This window comes from Streptomyces sp. CAI-85 (genome assembly GCF_013363615.1).
GTDB lineage: Bacteria > Actinomycetota > Actinomycetes > Streptomycetales > Streptomycetaceae > Streptomyces > Streptomyces antibioticus_B.
In genome coordinates this window covers 42,235-57,202 of sequence record NZ_JAANNX010000013.1, presented here as the reverse complement: position 1 = coordinate 57,202, position 14,968 = coordinate 42,235, and the positions used below count along the sequence as shown (strand labels likewise).

Below are 14,968 nucleotides of genomic sequence, written 5' to 3'. Positions count from 1 at the left end.
GTCACCGCCTCACGGTGTCGTCGGTCTTGAGGTCGTTCAGCCGGTCCTGGAAGGAGTCGAGCTTGTCGGGGCAGTAGATCTCCAGGATCTTGGCCTCGGCGCGCAGCGCGGCGCCGTCGCCGATGACGGGCCTGGCCCCCACGAACGCGGCCCCGTTGGAGACGTTGATCTTCCACAGCGCCGACTTCAGGGCGCTGCCCGGGTTCTCGCAGACGATGCCGCCGTCGGTGCCGAGCGCGCGCACGATCGTGTCGGTGTCGGGTCGGGGGTAACCGGCGTCGACGGCCGCGTCGGCGAGCTGATTCGCCTTCTCCGTGGCCTGGTTGGTCTTCTTCACGCTCTCGTAGTTGATGATCCCGATCACGGCGAGCGCGACGAGCAGCACGATCGCGCCGACGTAGATCCACCGGTGCTCGGAGGCGAACTTCGTGGGGCTCATGACGCGTCACCGCCCTCCGTACGCCAGGACGGTTTGCGGAACTTCAGGAAGGCGCCCGGGATGATCAGCCCGAGGAGCACCAGTCCGCCGCCGACGATCGCGACATAGGCGCCGACGCTGTTGCCGCCGAACTGCGAGGGCGGCACGAACCCGATGACGAGCGCGGCGGCCGAGGCCAGCCAGCCGACCGTGCAGACCAGGGTGAGGGCCGGGACGCGGTAGCCGCGCGGGTGCTCGGGCTGGTTCCTGCGCAGCCGCACCGCGGCCACGAACATCAGCAGATAGACGATCAGATACACCTGCGTGGTGATGGTCGAGAAGATCCAGTAGACGTTGGAGACGCCGGGGATCAGCGCGTACATCAGCGCGATGGCGGTGGTCACCACACCCTGGGTGACCAGGATGTTCTGCTGCACACCGTGCTTGTTGAGGCGCTGGAGGAACGGCGGCAGATAGCCCTCGCTGCGGGAGATCTCCAGCAGACCCTTGGACGGCCCGGCCAGCCAGGTGAGCATGCCGGCCAGCGAGGCGGAGATCAGCATCACGGCGGCGATCGGGGTCATCCAGCCGATGTGGAAGTACGAGAAGAACGCGTGGAACGCCTGCATCACACCGGCGGTGAGGCTGGTCTGGTCGGCGGGGACCACCCAACTGATGGCCAGCGCCGGGAGGATGAAGATCAGCAGCACCAGACCCATCGCCAGGAACATCGACTTCGGGTACTCCTTCGCCGGGTCCTTCAGCGAGGACACGTGCACGGCGTTCATCTCCATGCCTGAGTACGACAGGAAGTTGTTGACGATGAGGACCAGGCTCGCCAGACCGGTCCACTGCGGCAGCAGATGGCTCGCGGTCATCGGCGCGGCGGACGGGTTGCCCTGCGCGAGGAACACCATGCCGAGGACGACCAGGATCGTGCCGGGCACCAGCGTGCCGATCACCAGACCCCAACTGGACAGCCCCGCAAGCGCCTTGGTGCCGCGCGACGACACCCAGACGCCCGTCCAGTACAGGACCATGATCACGATGGCGGTGTAGACGCCGTTGGAGGCGAGGGAGGGGTCGATGACGTACGAGATCGTGCTGGCGACGAAGGCCAGCAGGCTCGGGTAGTAGAAGATCGTCATCGCGAACTGGCACCAGACGGCGAGGAATCCGAGCGGCTTCGACAGCCCCTCGCTCACCCACCGGTAGACACCGCCGTTCCAGCCGGAGGCGAGTTCGGCCGACACGAGCGCGGTCGGCAGCAGGAACACCACGGCGGGGAGCAGATAGAGGAACACGCAGGCCAGGCCGTACACGGCCATGGTGGGCGCGGCACGCAGGCTGGCGACCGAGGCGGTCGTCATCAGCGCCAGGGTGAGCCAGGTCAGCCGGGGGGCATCGACCGTTCTCGCCCGGGTCTTCTCCGCGGCGGCCGGTTTCCCGCCGGCGGGTACGTCCATCGACGCCATGCGTCCTCCCCGATCTCTGGGTTCGGCTGCTGCCAGCGTGTGGCGGGCGGGGGCGGAGCGCAGGGCGGGTGGGCCGTACGGGTGAGGGGGGTGGGGGTGCCGGTCGGCCCGGGGTGCGATGGGGCTGACGGGGCGGCACGCTGGCTGTTGTGCAGCCCCCGGCTTCTCCGGTACCTCCAGGCCCTCCGGCCTCCGCCGCCTCTGCCGCCGATCTCGCGGCCCTCCTCGCCCGGCTCACCGCGCTCCTCCTGAAGTCCTCGGGAGAGGGCGCGCATCTGATCGGGGGGACGGTCGCGCGGACCGCGCGGGCCTACGGCGCGGAGGCGACCGTGCTGCTCGTGCCGGAGGCCGCGGTGGTCACCGTGACGGCGGCGGACGGCACGAGCCGGACCGTCACGGTCCGGGGCTTCCCCGAGGTGTTCCGCCTGGACCGGGACGCGGCGCTGAAACCGCTGCTCACGGAGGTGGGCCGGGGGGAGGTGGACCTGCCGGAGGCGGACCGCCGACTGCGCGCCATCGAGAAGGCGCCGCCGCCGTACCCCTGGTGGCTGAAGCTGATCGGGATCGTGCTGTTCGCGCTGGGCTTCGCGCCGTTGATGCAGGCCACCTGGTACGAGGTGGGGACGACGGCCGTGCTCGGCACCCTCACCGCCGCGCTCGCCGTCGCGGCGGACCGGTTCAGGGGCCTGGCACTGGTACTCCCGCTCACCGTGTCGGTGGCCGTCTCGGTCGTCACGATCGAACTGTTCGCCGGCACGCCCGCGCACGGCGGTCCGGTGCTGCTGATGCTGCCCGCGCTGTTCTACTTCGTCCCCGGCGACTATCTGAGCGCCGCCTCCGCGGAGCTGGCCGCGGGCCTGATCACGACGGGCGCGATCCGCCTGGTCTACGCGGCGTTCCTGCTGATCCAGCTCTATGTGGGAGTCCTGCTGGGCGTACTGATCACCGGTACGTCCACCCGCACCCTGTTCGATGTCACCGCCGAGTCGGATCTGCCGCGCTGGGCGCTGTTCCTGGGCTGGATCGTGTTCACCCTGGGCACGGTGCTGGCGTTCGCGATCCCGTTGCGGATGTTCTGGCCGTTGCTGCTGCTGGTCTATCTGACGGTCGCGGTGCAGTCCCTGGTGACCAAGGCGATCGGGGAGACCGGCGGGACGTTCTTCGCGGCGGTGGCGCTGGGGGCGGCGGCCACGGTGATCGGCCGCCGCCCGGACCGCCCCCCGGCGCTGATCCTGATGCTCCCCGGCTTCTTCACCCTCACCGTCGGCTCCCTCGGCATGCGCGGCCTGACCACCCTGGCCGGCGGCCACGTGGTGGCGGGCTTCACGGACCTGCTGAAACTGGTGACGATCGTGACGGCGATCGCGGTGGGACTGGTGACGGGGGCGGCGCTGGGGGGACGGAGGGATGAGGGGGTGTGAGGGGGGGTGAGGGTGTGTCTGGGGCTGATGGATGTCTTCTTGGTTCTGGGGGGGGGCTCAGGCCATCCAGAAGAACACGGCCGTCATCCGCTTCTCCTCCAGCGTCGTACCGCAGTAACCGGTGGCGCTGTGGACGAGGTTGGCGTGGTAGAGGAGCAGCCGGTTGTGCTTGTGGGGGACGCGGACGTCCTCCTCGAAGGCGTCGGGCGGGACGAAACGGGTGCCGAGGGCGTCGACGAGGTTGTTGTGCGGGGCCTGTACGACATTGCCGCCGAGCCGCCCGCCGGGCAGGGCCTGCCGGTAGAAGCTGGTCCCGCAGTCCTTGGGGGCGGAGGGGTTGAGATACAGCACGGCGGCGTACCGGCACAGGGAACGGGAGTCGCTGTGCGGCCGGGGCGTGCTCTCGCCCTCGCCGACGACCTGCACGCAGTTGTGGTTGAGCGTCCCACCGCCGGGCGCCCGCTGCACCCACAACTTCTCCGCCCCGGTCGCCCTGCGCACCAGCCGCTCCACCCGCTCCAGCTCACCGGGCTCCAGCCCCGGCATGGCCCGCAGCCCCGGCCAGCTCTCGGAGGTGTACGGGTACCCCTCCACCCAGTCGTCCTTCGCAAGACACCGCGCGCGTACGGCGTCGATGTCAGCCTCGGGCAGCACATCGTCCAGAACCCAGTAGTCACGCCCTTTGGTGGGCTTCCGATACGGCAGAACGGGAAGGACACGCTGCTGTGACATGGCCATGCCTGGAATGTAGGCCGGGGACACGTCATGACTCGCCCGCGGAATCCTCCGGAGTGGGGCGGGGAGTGGTCAATGTTTCGTCAACAGGGATGGGGGTGTGGGCGGTTGTTGGGTGGGGCGCCCTTACCGGGCGCCCCGGGGTCGACGGTGGCGTCAGGGACGTTCGTCGGCGAAGAGGTCGTGGGCGGTCGTGGCGTGGACGGCACGTTCGGACCACGTCGTGAGCAGGTCGAGGTCGGTGCAGGACTCGACACGGGTGCGGACGGTGTCGGGGACCTCGATGCCGCGCCAGCGGAGGATGTTCAGGATCGTCTCGGCGAGCATCTCGACCCGACCCACCTCCTTGCCCTCCTCACGTCCTTGTTCCCGGACTTCCTGGGCGAGGGGGTGGCGCCAGAAGTACTGCATGGCGGTCATGAGGTCCCTCCACATCTGCTGGGCCTGGGGGTCTGTCAGGCACGAGTCGACGAACTGTACGAAGACCGCGGCGTTGTCGCGGTCGACGTCCTTCAGGGCGGCGGCCAGGGATTCCAGTATGGCCGGGGCCTTGCGTCCCCGGCCGTGTGTCATCGCGGAAAGCACCGCAAGGGGTACGTCCTGCCGGGCCTCCCGCTCGGTGGCGATCAGGGGGACGTTGTCCGGCCCGAGCACGAACGGCCGTACCGTCAGCGAGGGTGTCTCGCGCACGCCGAGATGGATGGGCTGGGACGCCCAGCGGGCGGTGGCCCTGCTCTGCGTGACGACGATGAGCACGGGCTCGCAGCGGTACTTCTCGTAGAGGTAGCTGAGGTAGTAGGGCCAGCTACCGCGCTTCCTGTCGTCCCGTTCGCCCTGCGACTCCACGACCAGCAGGTAGCTGCCCTCGTCGGTCTCGGCCCTCAGCAGCGTGTCGACGCGTCGTTCGACGGGCTCGATCTCGGTGAGGTCGACGTTCATGGCGGCGAAGTCGTAGGGCCGGGGGAAGGGGACCTGTAACACCTCTTGCAGAGCACGTGTCAGAAGCTCCGGATCCTTCTGAAAGATCCGGTGCAACGCCTCGTGCGACGAGCCGACCATCGGCTCTCCTTTCTGTCCGACGTGATCAACGACTATGCCGCCGGCAAGTCACACCACACGAGCTTCCCGAGCCGCCCCAGCCGGGACATGGGCTGCCACCCCCAAGTGTCGGAACAGGCCCGCACGATCGCGAACCCGCGTCCGCTCTCGGAGTCGGTGAGCTGGTCGAACTTCCCGGGCGGTTCGGGGGGTTGGGGGTCGCAGTCCCAGGCGCCGATCTGAAGAACGCCGTCGCGGAAACGGATCCGTAGGGCGGCGGGGCCCTTCGTGTGGAGTACGGCGTTGGAGATCAGCTCGGAGACCAGCAGCTCGGCGGTCTCGCTGAGGTGGGGCAGCTCGTGCAGGGCGAGGATCAGGCGGAGGGTGCGGCGGCAGAGGGGGACGGCGACGGGGTCGGTGGGGATGTAGAGGGTGTACTCCCAGGCGTCCGGTTGGGTTTCGGGCATGCGTCAACTCCGGGGCAGGGGATGGGAATGTCACCGCAGAGTGAGCGGCGCGTCACCGAAGGTAGGGGTTAATGTTTCGGTCGTGCAAGCCGCTCGCGTAATCTGAACCCGAACGAGTCCCGCCTGTAAGCGCGTTGCACCGAGGAGCCGTCGATGACGACGAGGCGTGAACCGACAGCACGTCAGTTGCGGTTGGCGGTGGAACTGCGAAGGCTCCGTGAGGCGTCCGGCCTCAGCGCCCGGCAGGCGGCGGCTTTGCTGGGGGTGAGTCCCGTCCAGGTCAGCCACATCGAGTCAGGGCTCTCGGGAGTGAGCGAAGAACGCCTGCGGCGCCTCGCCTCCCACTACGCCTGCACGGACGGCGAGTTCATCGATGCGCTCGTGGCGATGGCCACGGATCGGACGCGGGGGTGGTGGGAGGAGTATCGGGGGCTGCTACCGACGTCGTTCCTGGATCTGTCGGAGCTGGATCGCCATGCGAGGTTCCGGTGCGACGTTGCCGTGTTGTACGTCCCGGGCCTGCTTCAGACAGAGACATACGCCCGTGCCGTGTTCTCCTCCCGGGTTCCTGAACTCGCCAAGGAAGAGCTTGAGTTGCGTGTTCAGCACCGCAGAAGGCGCCAGGCGATCATCGAAGGCGCCTCAGCCATCCCGTACCAGGCGGTGATTCACGAGGCGGCCCTTCGCTTTCGCGTCGGCGATCGTGCGGCCTCCCAAGAGCAGCTCGCCCGCATCTTGGCGCTCTCCGAACTCGACAACGTGAGCGTCAGGGTCATCCCTTTCGACCTGGACAACTTCACTCGTGCCGGCAGCGCCATGACGTACGTAGGCGGCGCTGTGTCCAAGCTGGACACGGTTGTCCGCGACACGCCCCTCGGTACGGTCTTCATCGACTCAGAGGCTCAACTCGACGCCTCTCGAACGATCTTCCATAAAATGGAGGCCGCGTCATTCGACCCCGCCCGCTCGCGGGACTTCATCCATAGGCTGGCCAAGGAACTGTGAGGACACCATGACCACCCCCGACAACTGGCGGAAGTCCTCTTTCTCCGGTGGCGGTGATGGGAACGACTGCCTCGAACTCGCCTTCTCCCTGCCGGCCGCCCTCCACCTCCGAGAGTCCGACTGCCCCTCCACGATCCTCACGGCCGGCGCGACCTCGGTGGACGACCTGCTCCGCGCCATACGGGACGGTGACTTGTGAGGCACCCCGTCTGGCAGAGGTCGTCCTTCTCCGGAGGCGGTGAAGGCAACGACTGCGTCGAACTCGCCTCCTCCACCCCTACCCCGGCCCCCCTCGGCGATCTCCTACGCGCCGTACGTGACGGGCTTCTGTGAAGGGGGTGTCCCCCCTACCCCCGAACCTCCGTGTTCTGCCCCGCATGCACCAGCCACCTTCCATCGGCCCGCTTCGTCATCACATACAGGGGCGAGCCCTCTGAGTCGCCCTCCGGCGAGTGGTAGATCTGGCGGATCTTGACCGCCGCCACGTCCGGGCGCAGGAACTCGATGTGGATCGCCTCGTACGTGACCTCGCCGTCCCAACTGGCGGCGGGCAGTACCGCGCGCGTGAACTCGGCGATCGCATCGAAACCGATCAGGACCTTGCCGTGGGCCGTCGTCCACAGGGCGTCGGGGTGGAAGAGGGCGAGGAAGCCCTCGGTGTCCTTGGCGCGCTGGGTGCGTTCGACGGTGGCCACGATCTCTTTGATCGCCTTGATGTCCGCAGGGCTCGCAGACTTCGTGGTGTGCGTGGTGTCGGCAGTCATGTGCCTCAGCTTGTGACCTCAACCGTGCTTCAGGTCAAGGCCCTCCCCTAGTTCACGATCCGTTCCACCGCCGCCCTCACCAACTCCTCCCGCTCCGTCTCGTCGAACACGTCCGGGAGCGTGAGCTGTTCGACGATCAGCCAGTTCAGGGTGAGGATCAGGAGCTTGACGGCCGTCGCGTCGCCGGGCAGGCCGGACGCCTCGTGGTACGTCACGTTCGCGTCGACGTCCGCGCGGACCCGCTCCGTGAGGACCCGGCGCAGTTCGGGGCGGCGGGTCGCCTCCAGGCGGAGTTCGAGGAGGGCGAGGTAGCCGGTCCGGAAGGACGACACCCGCCCGACCAGCTCCCGCATCAGCTCCACGTACGTCTCCCGGTCCCGCCCCGCCGTCCGCTGGCGCTCGATCGTCGCCTCGTCCGGCTGGAGCCGCTCGTAGACGCGGGCGCCGGCCTGGGTGAGGAGGTCGTCGCGGTTGGCGAAGTAGTTGGAGGCGGTGCCGTTGGGCACGGCGGCCTCCGTGTCGACGGCGCGGAAGGTCAGACCGCGCGCCCCCTCCCGCGCCAGTACCTCGATCGCCGCGTCGACGAGCGCCGCGCGCCGTTCGTCGTTCCGTCTCACCATTGACACCACTCCATGCGTAGTACTACGGTCGCAGCAGTCAAGCGAACCACTACATCCACAGTACTACGGTTGGAGTTACGCATGCGCAAGCTCGTGTACTACGTCGGCGTCACCCTCGACGGCCGTATCGCAGGCCCCGGTGGCGAGTACGACTTCTTCCCCATGGGCGACCCCGCACAGGCCGCCGCCTACACCGCCTGGACCAACGCCGTGTACCCGGACACCGTCCCCACGCCCGCCCGCGCCCCCGCCGGTCTCACCGGCACCCCCAACCGGCGCTTCGACACGGTCGTCATGGGCCTCGGCACCTTCCGCCCCGCGCTGGACGCCGGACTCACCAGCCCGTACGGCCATCTGCGCCAGTACGTCGTGTCCAGCACACTCCCGCCCGACATCGACCCGGCGGTCACGGTCGTCCCCGACGACCCGCTCGGCCTGGTCCGCCGGCTCAAGAAGGAGGAGGACACCGCCCTGGACATCTGGCTCTGCGGCGGCGGCAAGCTCGCCGGCACCCTCCTGCCCGAGATCGACGAACTGGTGATCAAGAACTACCCCGTGATCGTCGGCACCGGCATCCCCGCCTTCGACGGCACCTTCGACCCCACGGTCTTCGACGTCACCGAACGCACCGCCTTCCCCAACGGCGTCACCCTCACCCGTCTCCTCCGCCGTCCGTAGCCGGAGCCGACCCGCGGCGGTGCCGCAGCCACCACACCCCGCCCGTCACCACCGAGCCCGTGACCAGCACGATCCCCAGCACCGGCCACCGGCTGCCCGCGATCCGGACGTCCGCCACGACCACCCCGAACACCAGCATCACCGGCACCAGCAGGGACAGCACCGACAGCAGCGCGCGCCCCGCACCGGCCAGCCGCGCCGGGTCCACGCGACGGCGGCGCCCGGACCCGGCCGGGGTGCCGGACACCGTGTCCGATAGCGCGTCCGGCTCCCCAGGGAAGTAGAAACGCTCCGCCCGCCGGGTGAGCTGCCGGGTGGCCCGGTCGTACGAGCGCGCCATGTACGGCAGCCAGACCAGCGGCGCGACCGTGCCCACCAGGATCACCGCGACCAGCAGCAGCCAGCGCCCGGCCTGGACCCACGGTCCCGGACGGGCGGCACCGGGCTCGTCGGGGACGAGCAGGCCGAGCAGCCGGGCCATGCGCAGGGTGAGGGTCCACAGGGCGGTGGGCCGCACCCCGTGCGAGGGCGCCGCCGCGTGCACGGCGAGCGCGGCACGGGCGGCGCCGACATCGTCGTACACCCCTTGCAGGACCAGCAGTTCGGCCGCGCGCTCCAGGTCGGTCGGGTCGCGGCCGGTGAGCGCGGCCAGCTCCAGACAGATCCGGGTCTGCCGCAGCAGCGCCGCGCAGAACGCCACCGGGATCAGCAGCAGGAACGGTCCGCCGACGAACGCGCCCTCGGTCACCGTGGCCCGGCGGCCGCGCCGGATCACCCCGGCCCGGTCGGGCGGCGGCTCGGCGGACACCGTACGGCGGGCCACCGGGCCCAGTCGGCGCACCGCCAGCAGGGCCAGATGCTCGGGCAGACGGTGTGGATCGGCGAGACCTTCCCGCAGGAGCGAACCGGGCAGCGAGCCGGGAAGTGAACCGGGTTGCGAGCCGGGTCGCGAGCCCGGCGGCGGCTTCTCGCGCCGGCCCACGACGTCAGTACCGCACCGCCCGCGCCACCTCCGCCTTCACCTCGCCCGACAGGTCGCGGTTGCTGCGCGCGGTCGCCGTGCCGTCCGCGCCGGCGGCCACGTCGGAGACGGTGACGACGACCGCGTCGAGCCGGTTGCCGCTGGTGTCCGTGAAGTCGACCTGGACGGCGAAGGACTTCGCCGAGTCGACGGTGTTGGTGACGGTGACCTCGACGGTCGCACGGCCCCCGTCCGTACCGGGCGTGCCCAGCTTCACGTCGGACTTCACATCGACGCCGTCCTGGATCTCGTCCAGCTTCCGGCCCGCCTCCGCGGTCGCCGACGCGAACGCCGACGACGCGGCCGAACCCGCCTCCCGGCCCAGCGACTCGGCGGCGGAGGCGGCCTGGCTGGCGGCGGACGACACCGACGACGGCGTGTTGTCGTCCGAGCAGCCGGTCAGGACGGTGGCGCAGCAGACCGCCGCGGCCGTCAGCAGCAACGTGCTCTTGATGCGCGGCGTGCGCGGCATGACTGCCTCCTGGTGCTACCTGCGGGGCCTCCCTCCAGTGAAGGCCCGCCTGCTCCGGCCCGCATGCCGGCTCGCCCGGACGGCCCAGTCCCCGTGGTGCGGGGCTTCACCCGGACGGATGCTCGTAGGGCGGATCCACCCGGCGACAGAGCGACAGAGACGGGGTAGTGCCATGAGCGGTCAGTCGCAGTCCCGCCCCTCCCAGGGCCCGCCGATCTGGGACCCCTCCCACCAGGGCACCGACCCCTCGGGACCGGCCCCGCACTGGGCCGGACGCGGCGGCGCGGCGCACCGGGGAGTCGCCCTCGCGGGTGTGCTGATGCTGGTCAGCGGGCTGCTGCACATCCTCCAGGGCATCGCCGCGATCGCCGAGGACGACGTGTACGCGGTGCTGCTCAGCTACGCCTACGAGATGAACCTCACCGCGTGGGGCTGGATCCTGCTGTGCGTGGGCGTCGTGACGACGGCGACGGGCGCCTGGCTGTTCCGCGATGCCGAGTGGGCCCGCTACAGCGGCGTCGCGCTCGCCTCCCTGAGCGTCATCGTGCAGTTCCTGTTCCTGCCCTACGCCCCGGTCTGGTCGGTCATCCTCATCGCCCTGGACATCATCGTGATCTGGGCCCTGCTCGCGTACCGACCGGATCTGCGGGGGCGGTAGGCGGGGGGCGCTGGACGGCGGACGGCTGCGGACCCGGTCAGCGGCGCGCCTTCTTGTACCGGCGCATCAACTCGACGATCCGCGCCTGGTCCGCCCCGGAGTTCAGCGCGGCGATCAGCTCGTCAGGGCACAGCTCGTAGAAGTCGCCCCAGGGACCCTGGCGGCGGTTGTCCCAGATCCGGTAGCCGCCGGGCACGCCCCGGGCCACATAACGCCGTCGGCTCATCCCCCGGCTCCCTCCCCCTCCGTCGCGGTGACGTGCGACGTACGACGCGCGCAGTGTCCCACCTGTGGTCAGCGGACCACCCGTACGTCCTTCCGGCGCAGCCACGGCAGGGGCGGTACCGAGGAGCCCAGGTACGGGGTGATCCGTACCTCGAAGTGGAGGTGGGGGCCGGTGACGTTGCCGGTGGCGCCGGACAGTCCGAGCCGCTGGCCCGCCTTGACGCGCTTGCCGGCGCGGACGTCGATGCGGGAGAGATGCGCGTACTGCGTGAAGTAGCCGTCGGGATGCCGTACGACCACCTGGTTGCCGAACCCGTCACCGCAGGTCGTCGCACGGACCGTGCCCGGACCGACCGCGTACACGGGGGTGCCGGTGCGCACCGCGAAGTCCTGCCCGGTGTGCCGGTGGACCCACCGGGCGCCCGAGGCGGCGTATCCGGCGGAGAGCCAGTAGTCACGGGTGGGGGCGGTCCAGGAACGGGCGGTGTCCCTGGCCTTCTTCTCCGCGGTCGCCTTGGCTGTTCCCTTCGCCGTCACCTTGCCCTTGCCCGTGCTCTTACCGGTGTTCTTGCCCTTGCTCTTCTTCTTGCCCCGGCTCTGGAACGCGCACTTCCCGCCCCGGCCGGACTTGTTCACGGCGACCGGGTCGCCGGAGGCGCGCCCCGCCGCCCACAGCATGTCCCACAGGTCCGCGCGGATCTTCTTACGGCGACGCTCGGCGGACTTGATCTTCGTGGGCAGGGCGTCGGCCGCACGGAGCCGGTCGACGCGCGCGCGGGCCGTCTCGTGGGCGCGGACGGCACGCGCCGCCTCACCCCGGGCGGAGTCGACAGTCCCGACGGCACCGGCACCGGCACCGGCCCCCGCACCGCCCGCCCCCGCGTCGGCGGGCACGGCGGCGAGCGTCACCAGCAGAAGGGCCAGTGGGAGGACGCGGGCGCAAGATACTCGTCGCATCTTGGGATCATCGGACCGGTGGGATCCCCAGGGCGGGCCACGGGGCAGGACACGCGCAGTTCATTCAACCGAACGGCCCCGCAACCACGTCACGCCCCACCATCACCCCCACCAACACCCCCACCCTCACCGCCCCGTCATCAGCCGGTGGTACTCCGCCGACGACTTCGGGTTCCCGGAGCACCACCACACACCGTGCGGGCAGTAGTCGCTGATGGTCTGGTACAGCGGCCGGTGCCGGGCGAACCAGTTCAGCATGCCGCGCACATAGGCCGGGTTGTCGCCGTTGCGGAACAGCCCCCACTCCGGGTACGCGATCGGCTTGCCGTGCGCCCGCGCGAACCGCACGTGCTCGGCCAGCCCGTACGGCTCGTCGCGCTGCTGGGCGAAGGTCATGCCGTTCGGCTGGTCGTAGGCGTCCATGCCGATCACGTCGACGTACCGGTCGCCCGGGTAGCACCGGGGCCACGGGACGGCGTCGATGCCCCGGTTGGGCGCGAACTCGAACCGGAACCGCTGACCGTCCACCGACCGCATCGCCGTCACGATCCGCACCCAGTACGCCTTCCAGGCCGCGGGGTCGGGGCCGCACCGGTGGGTGTAGGTGATGCCGTTCATCTCCCAGCCGACGACGAGCACGGTGTCCGGCAGCCCGACCGAGATCAGCCGCCGGGCCAGCGTGCGGAAGTGCCCGTCGTACGCCCCGTCCGCGCCCCTGCGCAGCTCGCGCCGTACGACGGAGTCGGGCAGATGGGCCTCGGCGCGCTCCAGCATCGGCACGTTCAGCACGAACAGCCGGTCGGAGCGGGCCTTGCGCCAGCGCGCCCAGTGGTCGAGGTCGTTCGTGGCGCCCGCGATGTTGTACCAGCGGTCGCCCGGCAGATAGGCGTGTCCGACCTTGGGGGTGGCCGGGCCGAGCCAGCCGTCGAGCCCGGAGACCCGCCGCACCCCCTCCTGACCGTGCCCGAGATACGCCCCGAAGGGCGGGGGCGCGGCCCGGGTCGTCGCCCGGGGGCGCGGGCCGTCGGGCGCCTTCGCGTCGGGCGCGCCCGTCGCCCGCTCCCCGCCCGGTGTGCAGGCGGGTGCCGCGAGCAGGACGAGGACGACGAGGATCAGGGACAGCAGGGCGCGCGGGGGGCGAGGCGAGGAAGCCACGGGTGGGGGCACCGGCTCATGATGACGCCACGCGCCCCGTGCACGCGCCCGATTCGCCCCCGAAACACCCGTATCGGGGACGCCGTCAACCCACCTTTGCCGTGGACCCCGTCAACCCACCTTTGCCGTGGACGCCGTCAAGACACCCTCGTCGGGAACGCCGTCAGGACACCCTCGCAGGGAACGCCGTCAGGACACCGTCGTCGGGAACGCCGTCAGGACACCGTCGTCGGGAACGCCGTCGGGACACCCTCGCCGGGACACCGTCAGCGGCCGAGGCGGGCGTTCAGCCGGGCGGCCTGACGGGTCAGATGGTCGCGCTCGGCGAGGTCGGGTGCCTTGTGGGCCGCCTCGGCGTACAGGCGTGCCGCCGTCGCCAGGTCGCCGTCGCGTTCGTGGAGGTACGCGGCCGCCGCGGTGTGACGGGGCAGCGAGTCGTCCAGCGCCGCGAGCGCGGCGAGTCCGGCGCGCGGTCCGTCCGCCTCGCCGACGGCCACCGCGCGGTTGAGCCGGACGACCGGGTTGTCCGTCAGCCGCACCAACTCGTCGTACCACTCCACGATCTGCACCCAGTCGGTGTCCTCGGCGCTGGGCGCGTCGGCGTGCAGGGCGGCGACGGCGGCCTGCGCCTGGAACTCGCCGAGCCGGTCCCGGGCCAGGGCCGCCTGGAGGATCGCCACGCCCTCCGCGATCGACGCGGTGTCCCAGCGGCTCCGGTCCTGATCGGCGAGCGGCACCAGGCTGCCGTCGGGCCCGGTGCGTGCCGCGCGCCGGGCGTGGTGGAGCAGCATCAGCGCGAGCAGCCCCGCCACCTCGGGGTGGTCGACCCGGGCGGCGAGCTGCCGGGTGAGCCGGATCGCCTCGGCGGCGAGGTCGACATCGCCGGAGTAGCCCTCGTTGAACACCAGGTAGAGGACCCGCAGCACGGTGGCGACATCGCCGGGCCGGTCGAAGCGCACCCCGGAGACGGTGCGCTTGGCCCGGCTGATCCGCTGCGCCATCGTCGCCTCGGGCACCAGATAGGCGCGGGCGATCTGGCGGGTGGTGAGCCCACCGACCGCCCGCAGAGTGAGCGCGACGGCGGACGACGGCGTCAGCGACGGATGCGCGCACAGGAAGTAGAGCCGGAGCGTGTCGTCCACGGCGGACGCGGGCCCGGCCGCCGGTTCCTCCTCGACCAGGTCCTCCCGCCGGCGCCGGGCCGTGTCCGCCCGGGTCGCGTCCAGGAACCGCCGCCAGGCGACGGTGACCAGCCACCCCTTCGCGTCCCGCGGCGGATCCTCCGGCCACACCCGGACGGCCTCGACCAGCGCGTCCTGTACGGCGTCCTCGGCTGCCGCGAAGTCGGCTCCGCGGCGGACGAGGATCCCCAGCACACCCGGCGTGAGACTCCGCAGCAGCGCCTCGTCCAGCACCGGGATCAGTCCGTGATGGTGGGCGGCGCGGCCAGGAACGGGCGCACCTCCAGCCACTCGTGGATCGGCTTCCCGCCCGCGCCGGGGGCGGCCGACAGCTCCCCGGCCAGTTCCAGGGCACGCTCCTGACCGTCGACGTCGATCACCATCCAGCCGGCGATGAGGTCCTTGGTCTCGGCGAACGGCCCGTCGGTGACCGGCGGCCGCCCCTCACCGTCGTACCGGACCCACATCCCCTCGGGAGCGAGCGCCTGCCCGTCCACGAACTCGCCGCTCCGCTCCAGCCGGTCCGCGAAGTCCCGCATGTACTGGATGTGCGCCGAGATCTCCTCCGGCGTCCACCGCTCCATGGGCACGTCGTTCACCGCGGCCGGGGCGCCCCGGTAGTGCTTCAGCAGCAGGTACTTGGCCATCGTCCTTCTCCTTCTGGATACGCCCGACGCG

Annotated in this window: 20 protein-coding genes; 6 read left to right on the top strand and 14 right to left on the bottom strand. The window is 70.7% G+C overall.

What is annotated here, in order from left to right; all coding sequences use genetic code 11:
* Position 1: 1 nt before the first annotated feature.
* Positions 2–439, bottom strand: a complete 438-nt coding sequence (locus G6W55_RS17500) for a hypothetical protein (protein WP_175521775.1) — start codon at positions 437–439, stop codon at positions 2–4.
* Positions 436–1,893, bottom strand: coding sequence for an APC family permease (locus G6W55_RS17495; RefSeq protein ID WP_175521774.1), 1,458 nt, complete (start codon positions 1,891–1,893; stop codon positions 436–438). The genes G6W55_RS17500 and G6W55_RS17495 overlap by 4 nt, the downstream gene beginning before the upstream one ends.
* A 149-nt stretch (positions 1,894–2,042) precedes the next feature.
* Between G6W55_RS17495 and G6W55_RS17490 the strand changes: the two genes are divergently transcribed.
* Complete coding sequence (locus tag G6W55_RS17490) at positions 2,043–3,314, top strand: threonine/serine exporter family protein (RefSeq protein WP_175521773.1); 1,272 nt, start codon at positions 2,043–2,045, stop codon at positions 3,312–3,314.
* A gap of 57 nt (positions 3,315–3,371) precedes the next feature.
* On the opposite strand, the gene G6W55_RS17485 is transcribed toward G6W55_RS17490, so the two are convergent.
* The 3 genes from G6W55_RS17485 to G6W55_RS17475 all read right to left on the bottom strand — a co-directional run bounded on the left by G6W55_RS17485 (position 3,372) and on the right by G6W55_RS17475 (position 5,554).
* Positions 3,372–4,052 carry a DUF6445 family protein gene (locus G6W55_RS17485; RefSeq protein WP_175521772.1) on the bottom strand — a complete coding sequence of 227 codons (681 nt, stop codon included), beginning with the start codon at positions 4,050–4,052 and terminating at the stop codon, positions 3,372–3,374.
* 153 nt (positions 4,053–4,205) lie between these two features.
* Entirely contained in the window at positions 4,206–5,108 is a 903-nt protein-coding gene (locus G6W55_RS17480) for a hypothetical protein (protein WP_175521771.1), read from the bottom strand.
* Positions 5,109–5,140: 32 nt separating this feature from the next.
* Entirely contained in the window at positions 5,141–5,554 is a 414-nt protein-coding gene (locus G6W55_RS17475; protein ID WP_175521770.1) for an ATP-binding protein, read from the bottom strand.
* A gap of 153 nt (positions 5,555–5,707) precedes the next feature.
* On the opposite strand from G6W55_RS17475, the gene G6W55_RS17470 reads away from it, so the two are divergent.
* Genes G6W55_RS17470 through G6W55_RS17460 form a run of 3 tightly spaced genes read left to right on the top strand, consistent with a single transcriptional unit; the run spans position 5,708 to position 6,892 of the window.
* Complete coding sequence (locus G6W55_RS17470) at positions 5,708–6,559, top strand: helix-turn-helix transcriptional regulator (RefSeq protein WP_175521769.1); 852 nt, start codon at positions 5,708–5,710, stop codon at positions 6,557–6,559.
* A gap of 7 nt (positions 6,560–6,566) precedes the next feature.
* The gene (locus G6W55_RS17465) at positions 6,567–6,758 is read left to right on the top strand and encodes a DUF397 domain-containing protein (RefSeq protein ID WP_175521768.1); all 192 of its coding nucleotides are present in this window, start codon (positions 6,567–6,569) and stop codon (positions 6,756–6,758) included.
* A complete protein-coding gene (locus tag G6W55_RS17460) occupies positions 6,755–6,892 on the top strand; it encodes a DUF397 domain-containing protein (protein ID WP_175521767.1) in 138 nt (45 codons plus the stop codon). Before G6W55_RS17465 ends, G6W55_RS17460 begins: the two co-directional genes overlap by 4 nt.
* 14 nt (positions 6,893–6,906) lie before the next feature.
* Here the strand turns inward: G6W55_RS17460 and G6W55_RS17455 are convergent, their stop codons facing one another.
* Together G6W55_RS17455 and G6W55_RS17450 are read right to left on the bottom strand one after the other, a co-directional pair.
* On the bottom strand, positions 6,907–7,323 hold the full coding sequence (locus G6W55_RS17455; protein WP_175521766.1) for an SgcJ/EcaC family oxidoreductase: 417 nt from the start codon (positions 7,321–7,323) through the stop codon (positions 6,907–6,909).
* 47 nt (positions 7,324–7,370) lie between these two features.
* Positions 7,371–7,943 (bottom strand): TetR/AcrR family transcriptional regulator, encoded by a 573-nt coding sequence (locus G6W55_RS17450; protein ID WP_175521765.1) that lies wholly within the window; start codon positions 7,941–7,943, stop codon positions 7,371–7,373.
* A gap of 81 nt (positions 7,944–8,024) precedes the next feature.
* Between G6W55_RS17450 and G6W55_RS17445 the strand changes: the two genes are divergently transcribed.
* A complete protein-coding gene (locus tag G6W55_RS17445) occupies positions 8,025–8,621 on the top strand; it encodes a dihydrofolate reductase family protein (RefSeq protein WP_175521764.1) in 597 nt (198 codons plus the stop codon).
* Here G6W55_RS17445 and G6W55_RS17440 read toward each other — a convergent pair.
* Together G6W55_RS17440 and G6W55_RS17435 are read right to left on the bottom strand one after the other, a co-directional pair.
* Complete coding sequence (locus G6W55_RS17440) at positions 8,596–9,603, bottom strand: hypothetical protein (RefSeq protein WP_175521763.1); 1,008 nt, start codon at positions 9,601–9,603, stop codon at positions 8,596–8,598. The two genes, G6W55_RS17445 and G6W55_RS17440, sit on opposite strands and share 26 nt — an antisense overlap.
* A gap of 4 nt (positions 9,604–9,607) precedes the next feature.
* Positions 9,608–10,114, bottom strand: coding sequence for a hypothetical protein (locus tag G6W55_RS17435; protein ID WP_175521762.1), 507 nt, complete (start codon positions 10,112–10,114; stop codon positions 9,608–9,610).
* Positions 10,115–10,286: 172 nt separating this feature from the next.
* Here G6W55_RS17435 and G6W55_RS17430 point away from each other — a divergent pair, with 172 nt between their 5' ends.
* Positions 10,287–10,772, top strand: a complete 486-nt coding sequence (locus tag G6W55_RS17430; protein ID WP_175521761.1) for a hypothetical protein — start codon at positions 10,287–10,289, stop codon at positions 10,770–10,772.
* Positions 10,773–10,809: 37 nt separating this feature from the next.
* Here the strand turns inward: G6W55_RS17430 and G6W55_RS17425 are convergent, their stop codons facing one another.
* The 5 genes from G6W55_RS17425 to G6W55_RS17405 all read right to left on the bottom strand — a co-directional run bounded on the left by G6W55_RS17425 (position 10,810) and on the right by G6W55_RS17405 (position 14,937).
* Positions 10,810–10,998: a hypothetical protein gene (locus tag G6W55_RS17425; protein WP_175521760.1), complete on the bottom strand. Its 189-nt coding sequence runs from the start codon at positions 10,996–10,998 to the stop codon at positions 10,810–10,812.
* A 68-nt stretch (positions 10,999–11,066) separates the two neighbouring features.
* Entirely contained in the window at positions 11,067–11,954 is an 888-nt protein-coding gene (locus G6W55_RS17420; RefSeq protein ID WP_175521759.1) for a M23 family metallopeptidase, read from the bottom strand.
* A gap of 126 nt (positions 11,955–12,080) precedes the next feature.
* On the bottom strand, positions 12,081–13,121 hold the full coding sequence (locus tag G6W55_RS17415) for a glycosyl hydrolase (RefSeq protein WP_309243746.1): 1,041 nt from the start codon (positions 13,119–13,121) through the stop codon (positions 12,081–12,083).
* A 254-nt stretch (positions 13,122–13,375) separates the two neighbouring features.
* On the bottom strand, positions 13,376–14,521 hold the full coding sequence (locus G6W55_RS17410) for an RNA polymerase sigma factor (RefSeq protein WP_175521873.1): 1,146 nt from the start codon (positions 14,519–14,521) through the stop codon (positions 13,376–13,378).
* 8 nt (positions 14,522–14,529) lie between these two features.
* Entirely contained in the window at positions 14,530–14,937 is a 408-nt protein-coding gene (locus G6W55_RS17405) for a YciI family protein (RefSeq protein WP_175521758.1), read from the bottom strand.
* Between the last annotated feature and the right edge of the window lie 31 nt (positions 14,938–14,968).

Coding starts and splice junctions, on each gene's coding strand:
- G6W55_RS17500 (WP_175521775.1), bottom strand. CDS start 439: ATGAGCCCCACGAAGTTCGCCTCCGAGCACCGGTGGATCTACGTCGGC.
- G6W55_RS17495 (WP_175521774.1), bottom strand. CDS start 1,893: ATGGCGTCGATGGACGTACCCGCCGGCGGGAAACCGGCCGCCGCGGAG.
- G6W55_RS17485 (WP_175521772.1), bottom strand. CDS start 4,052: ATGGCCATGTCACAGCAGCGTGTCCTTCCCGTTCTGCCGTATCGGAAG.
- G6W55_RS17480 (WP_175521771.1), bottom strand. CDS start 5,108: ATGGTCGGCTCGTCGCACGAGGCGTTGCACCGGATCTTTCAGAAGGAT.
- G6W55_RS17475 (WP_175521770.1), bottom strand. CDS start 5,554: ATGCCCGAAACCCAACCGGACGCCTGGGAGTACACCCTCTACATCCCC.
- G6W55_RS17470 (WP_175521769.1), top strand. CDS start 5,708: ATGACGACGAGGCGTGAACCGACAGCACGTCAGTTGCGGTTGGCGGTG.
- G6W55_RS17465 (WP_175521768.1), top strand. CDS start 6,567: ATGACCACCCCCGACAACTGGCGGAAGTCCTCTTTCTCCGGTGGCGGT.
- G6W55_RS17455 (WP_175521766.1), bottom strand. CDS start 7,323: ATGACTGCCGACACCACGCACACCACGAAGTCTGCGAGCCCTGCGGAC.
- G6W55_RS17450 (WP_175521765.1), bottom strand. CDS start 7,943: ATGGTGAGACGGAACGACGAACGGCGCGCGGCGCTCGTCGACGCGGCG.
- G6W55_RS17445 (WP_175521764.1), top strand. CDS start 8,025: ATGCGCAAGCTCGTGTACTACGTCGGCGTCACCCTCGACGGCCGTATC.
- G6W55_RS17435 (WP_175521762.1), bottom strand. CDS start 10,114: ATGCCGCGCACGCCGCGCATCAAGAGCACGTTGCTGCTGACGGCCGCG.
- G6W55_RS17430 (WP_175521761.1), top strand. CDS start 10,287: ATGAGCGGTCAGTCGCAGTCCCGCCCCTCCCAGGGCCCGCCGATCTGG.
- G6W55_RS17425 (WP_175521760.1), bottom strand. CDS start 10,998: ATGAGCCGACGGCGTTATGTGGCCCGGGGCGTGCCCGGCGGCTACCGG.
- G6W55_RS17420 (WP_175521759.1), bottom strand. CDS start 11,954: ATGCGACGAGTATCTTGCGCCCGCGTCCTCCCACTGGCCCTTCTGCTG.
- G6W55_RS17405 (WP_175521758.1), bottom strand. CDS start 14,937: ATGGCCAAGTACCTGCTGCTGAAGCACTACCGGGGCGCCCCGGCCGCG.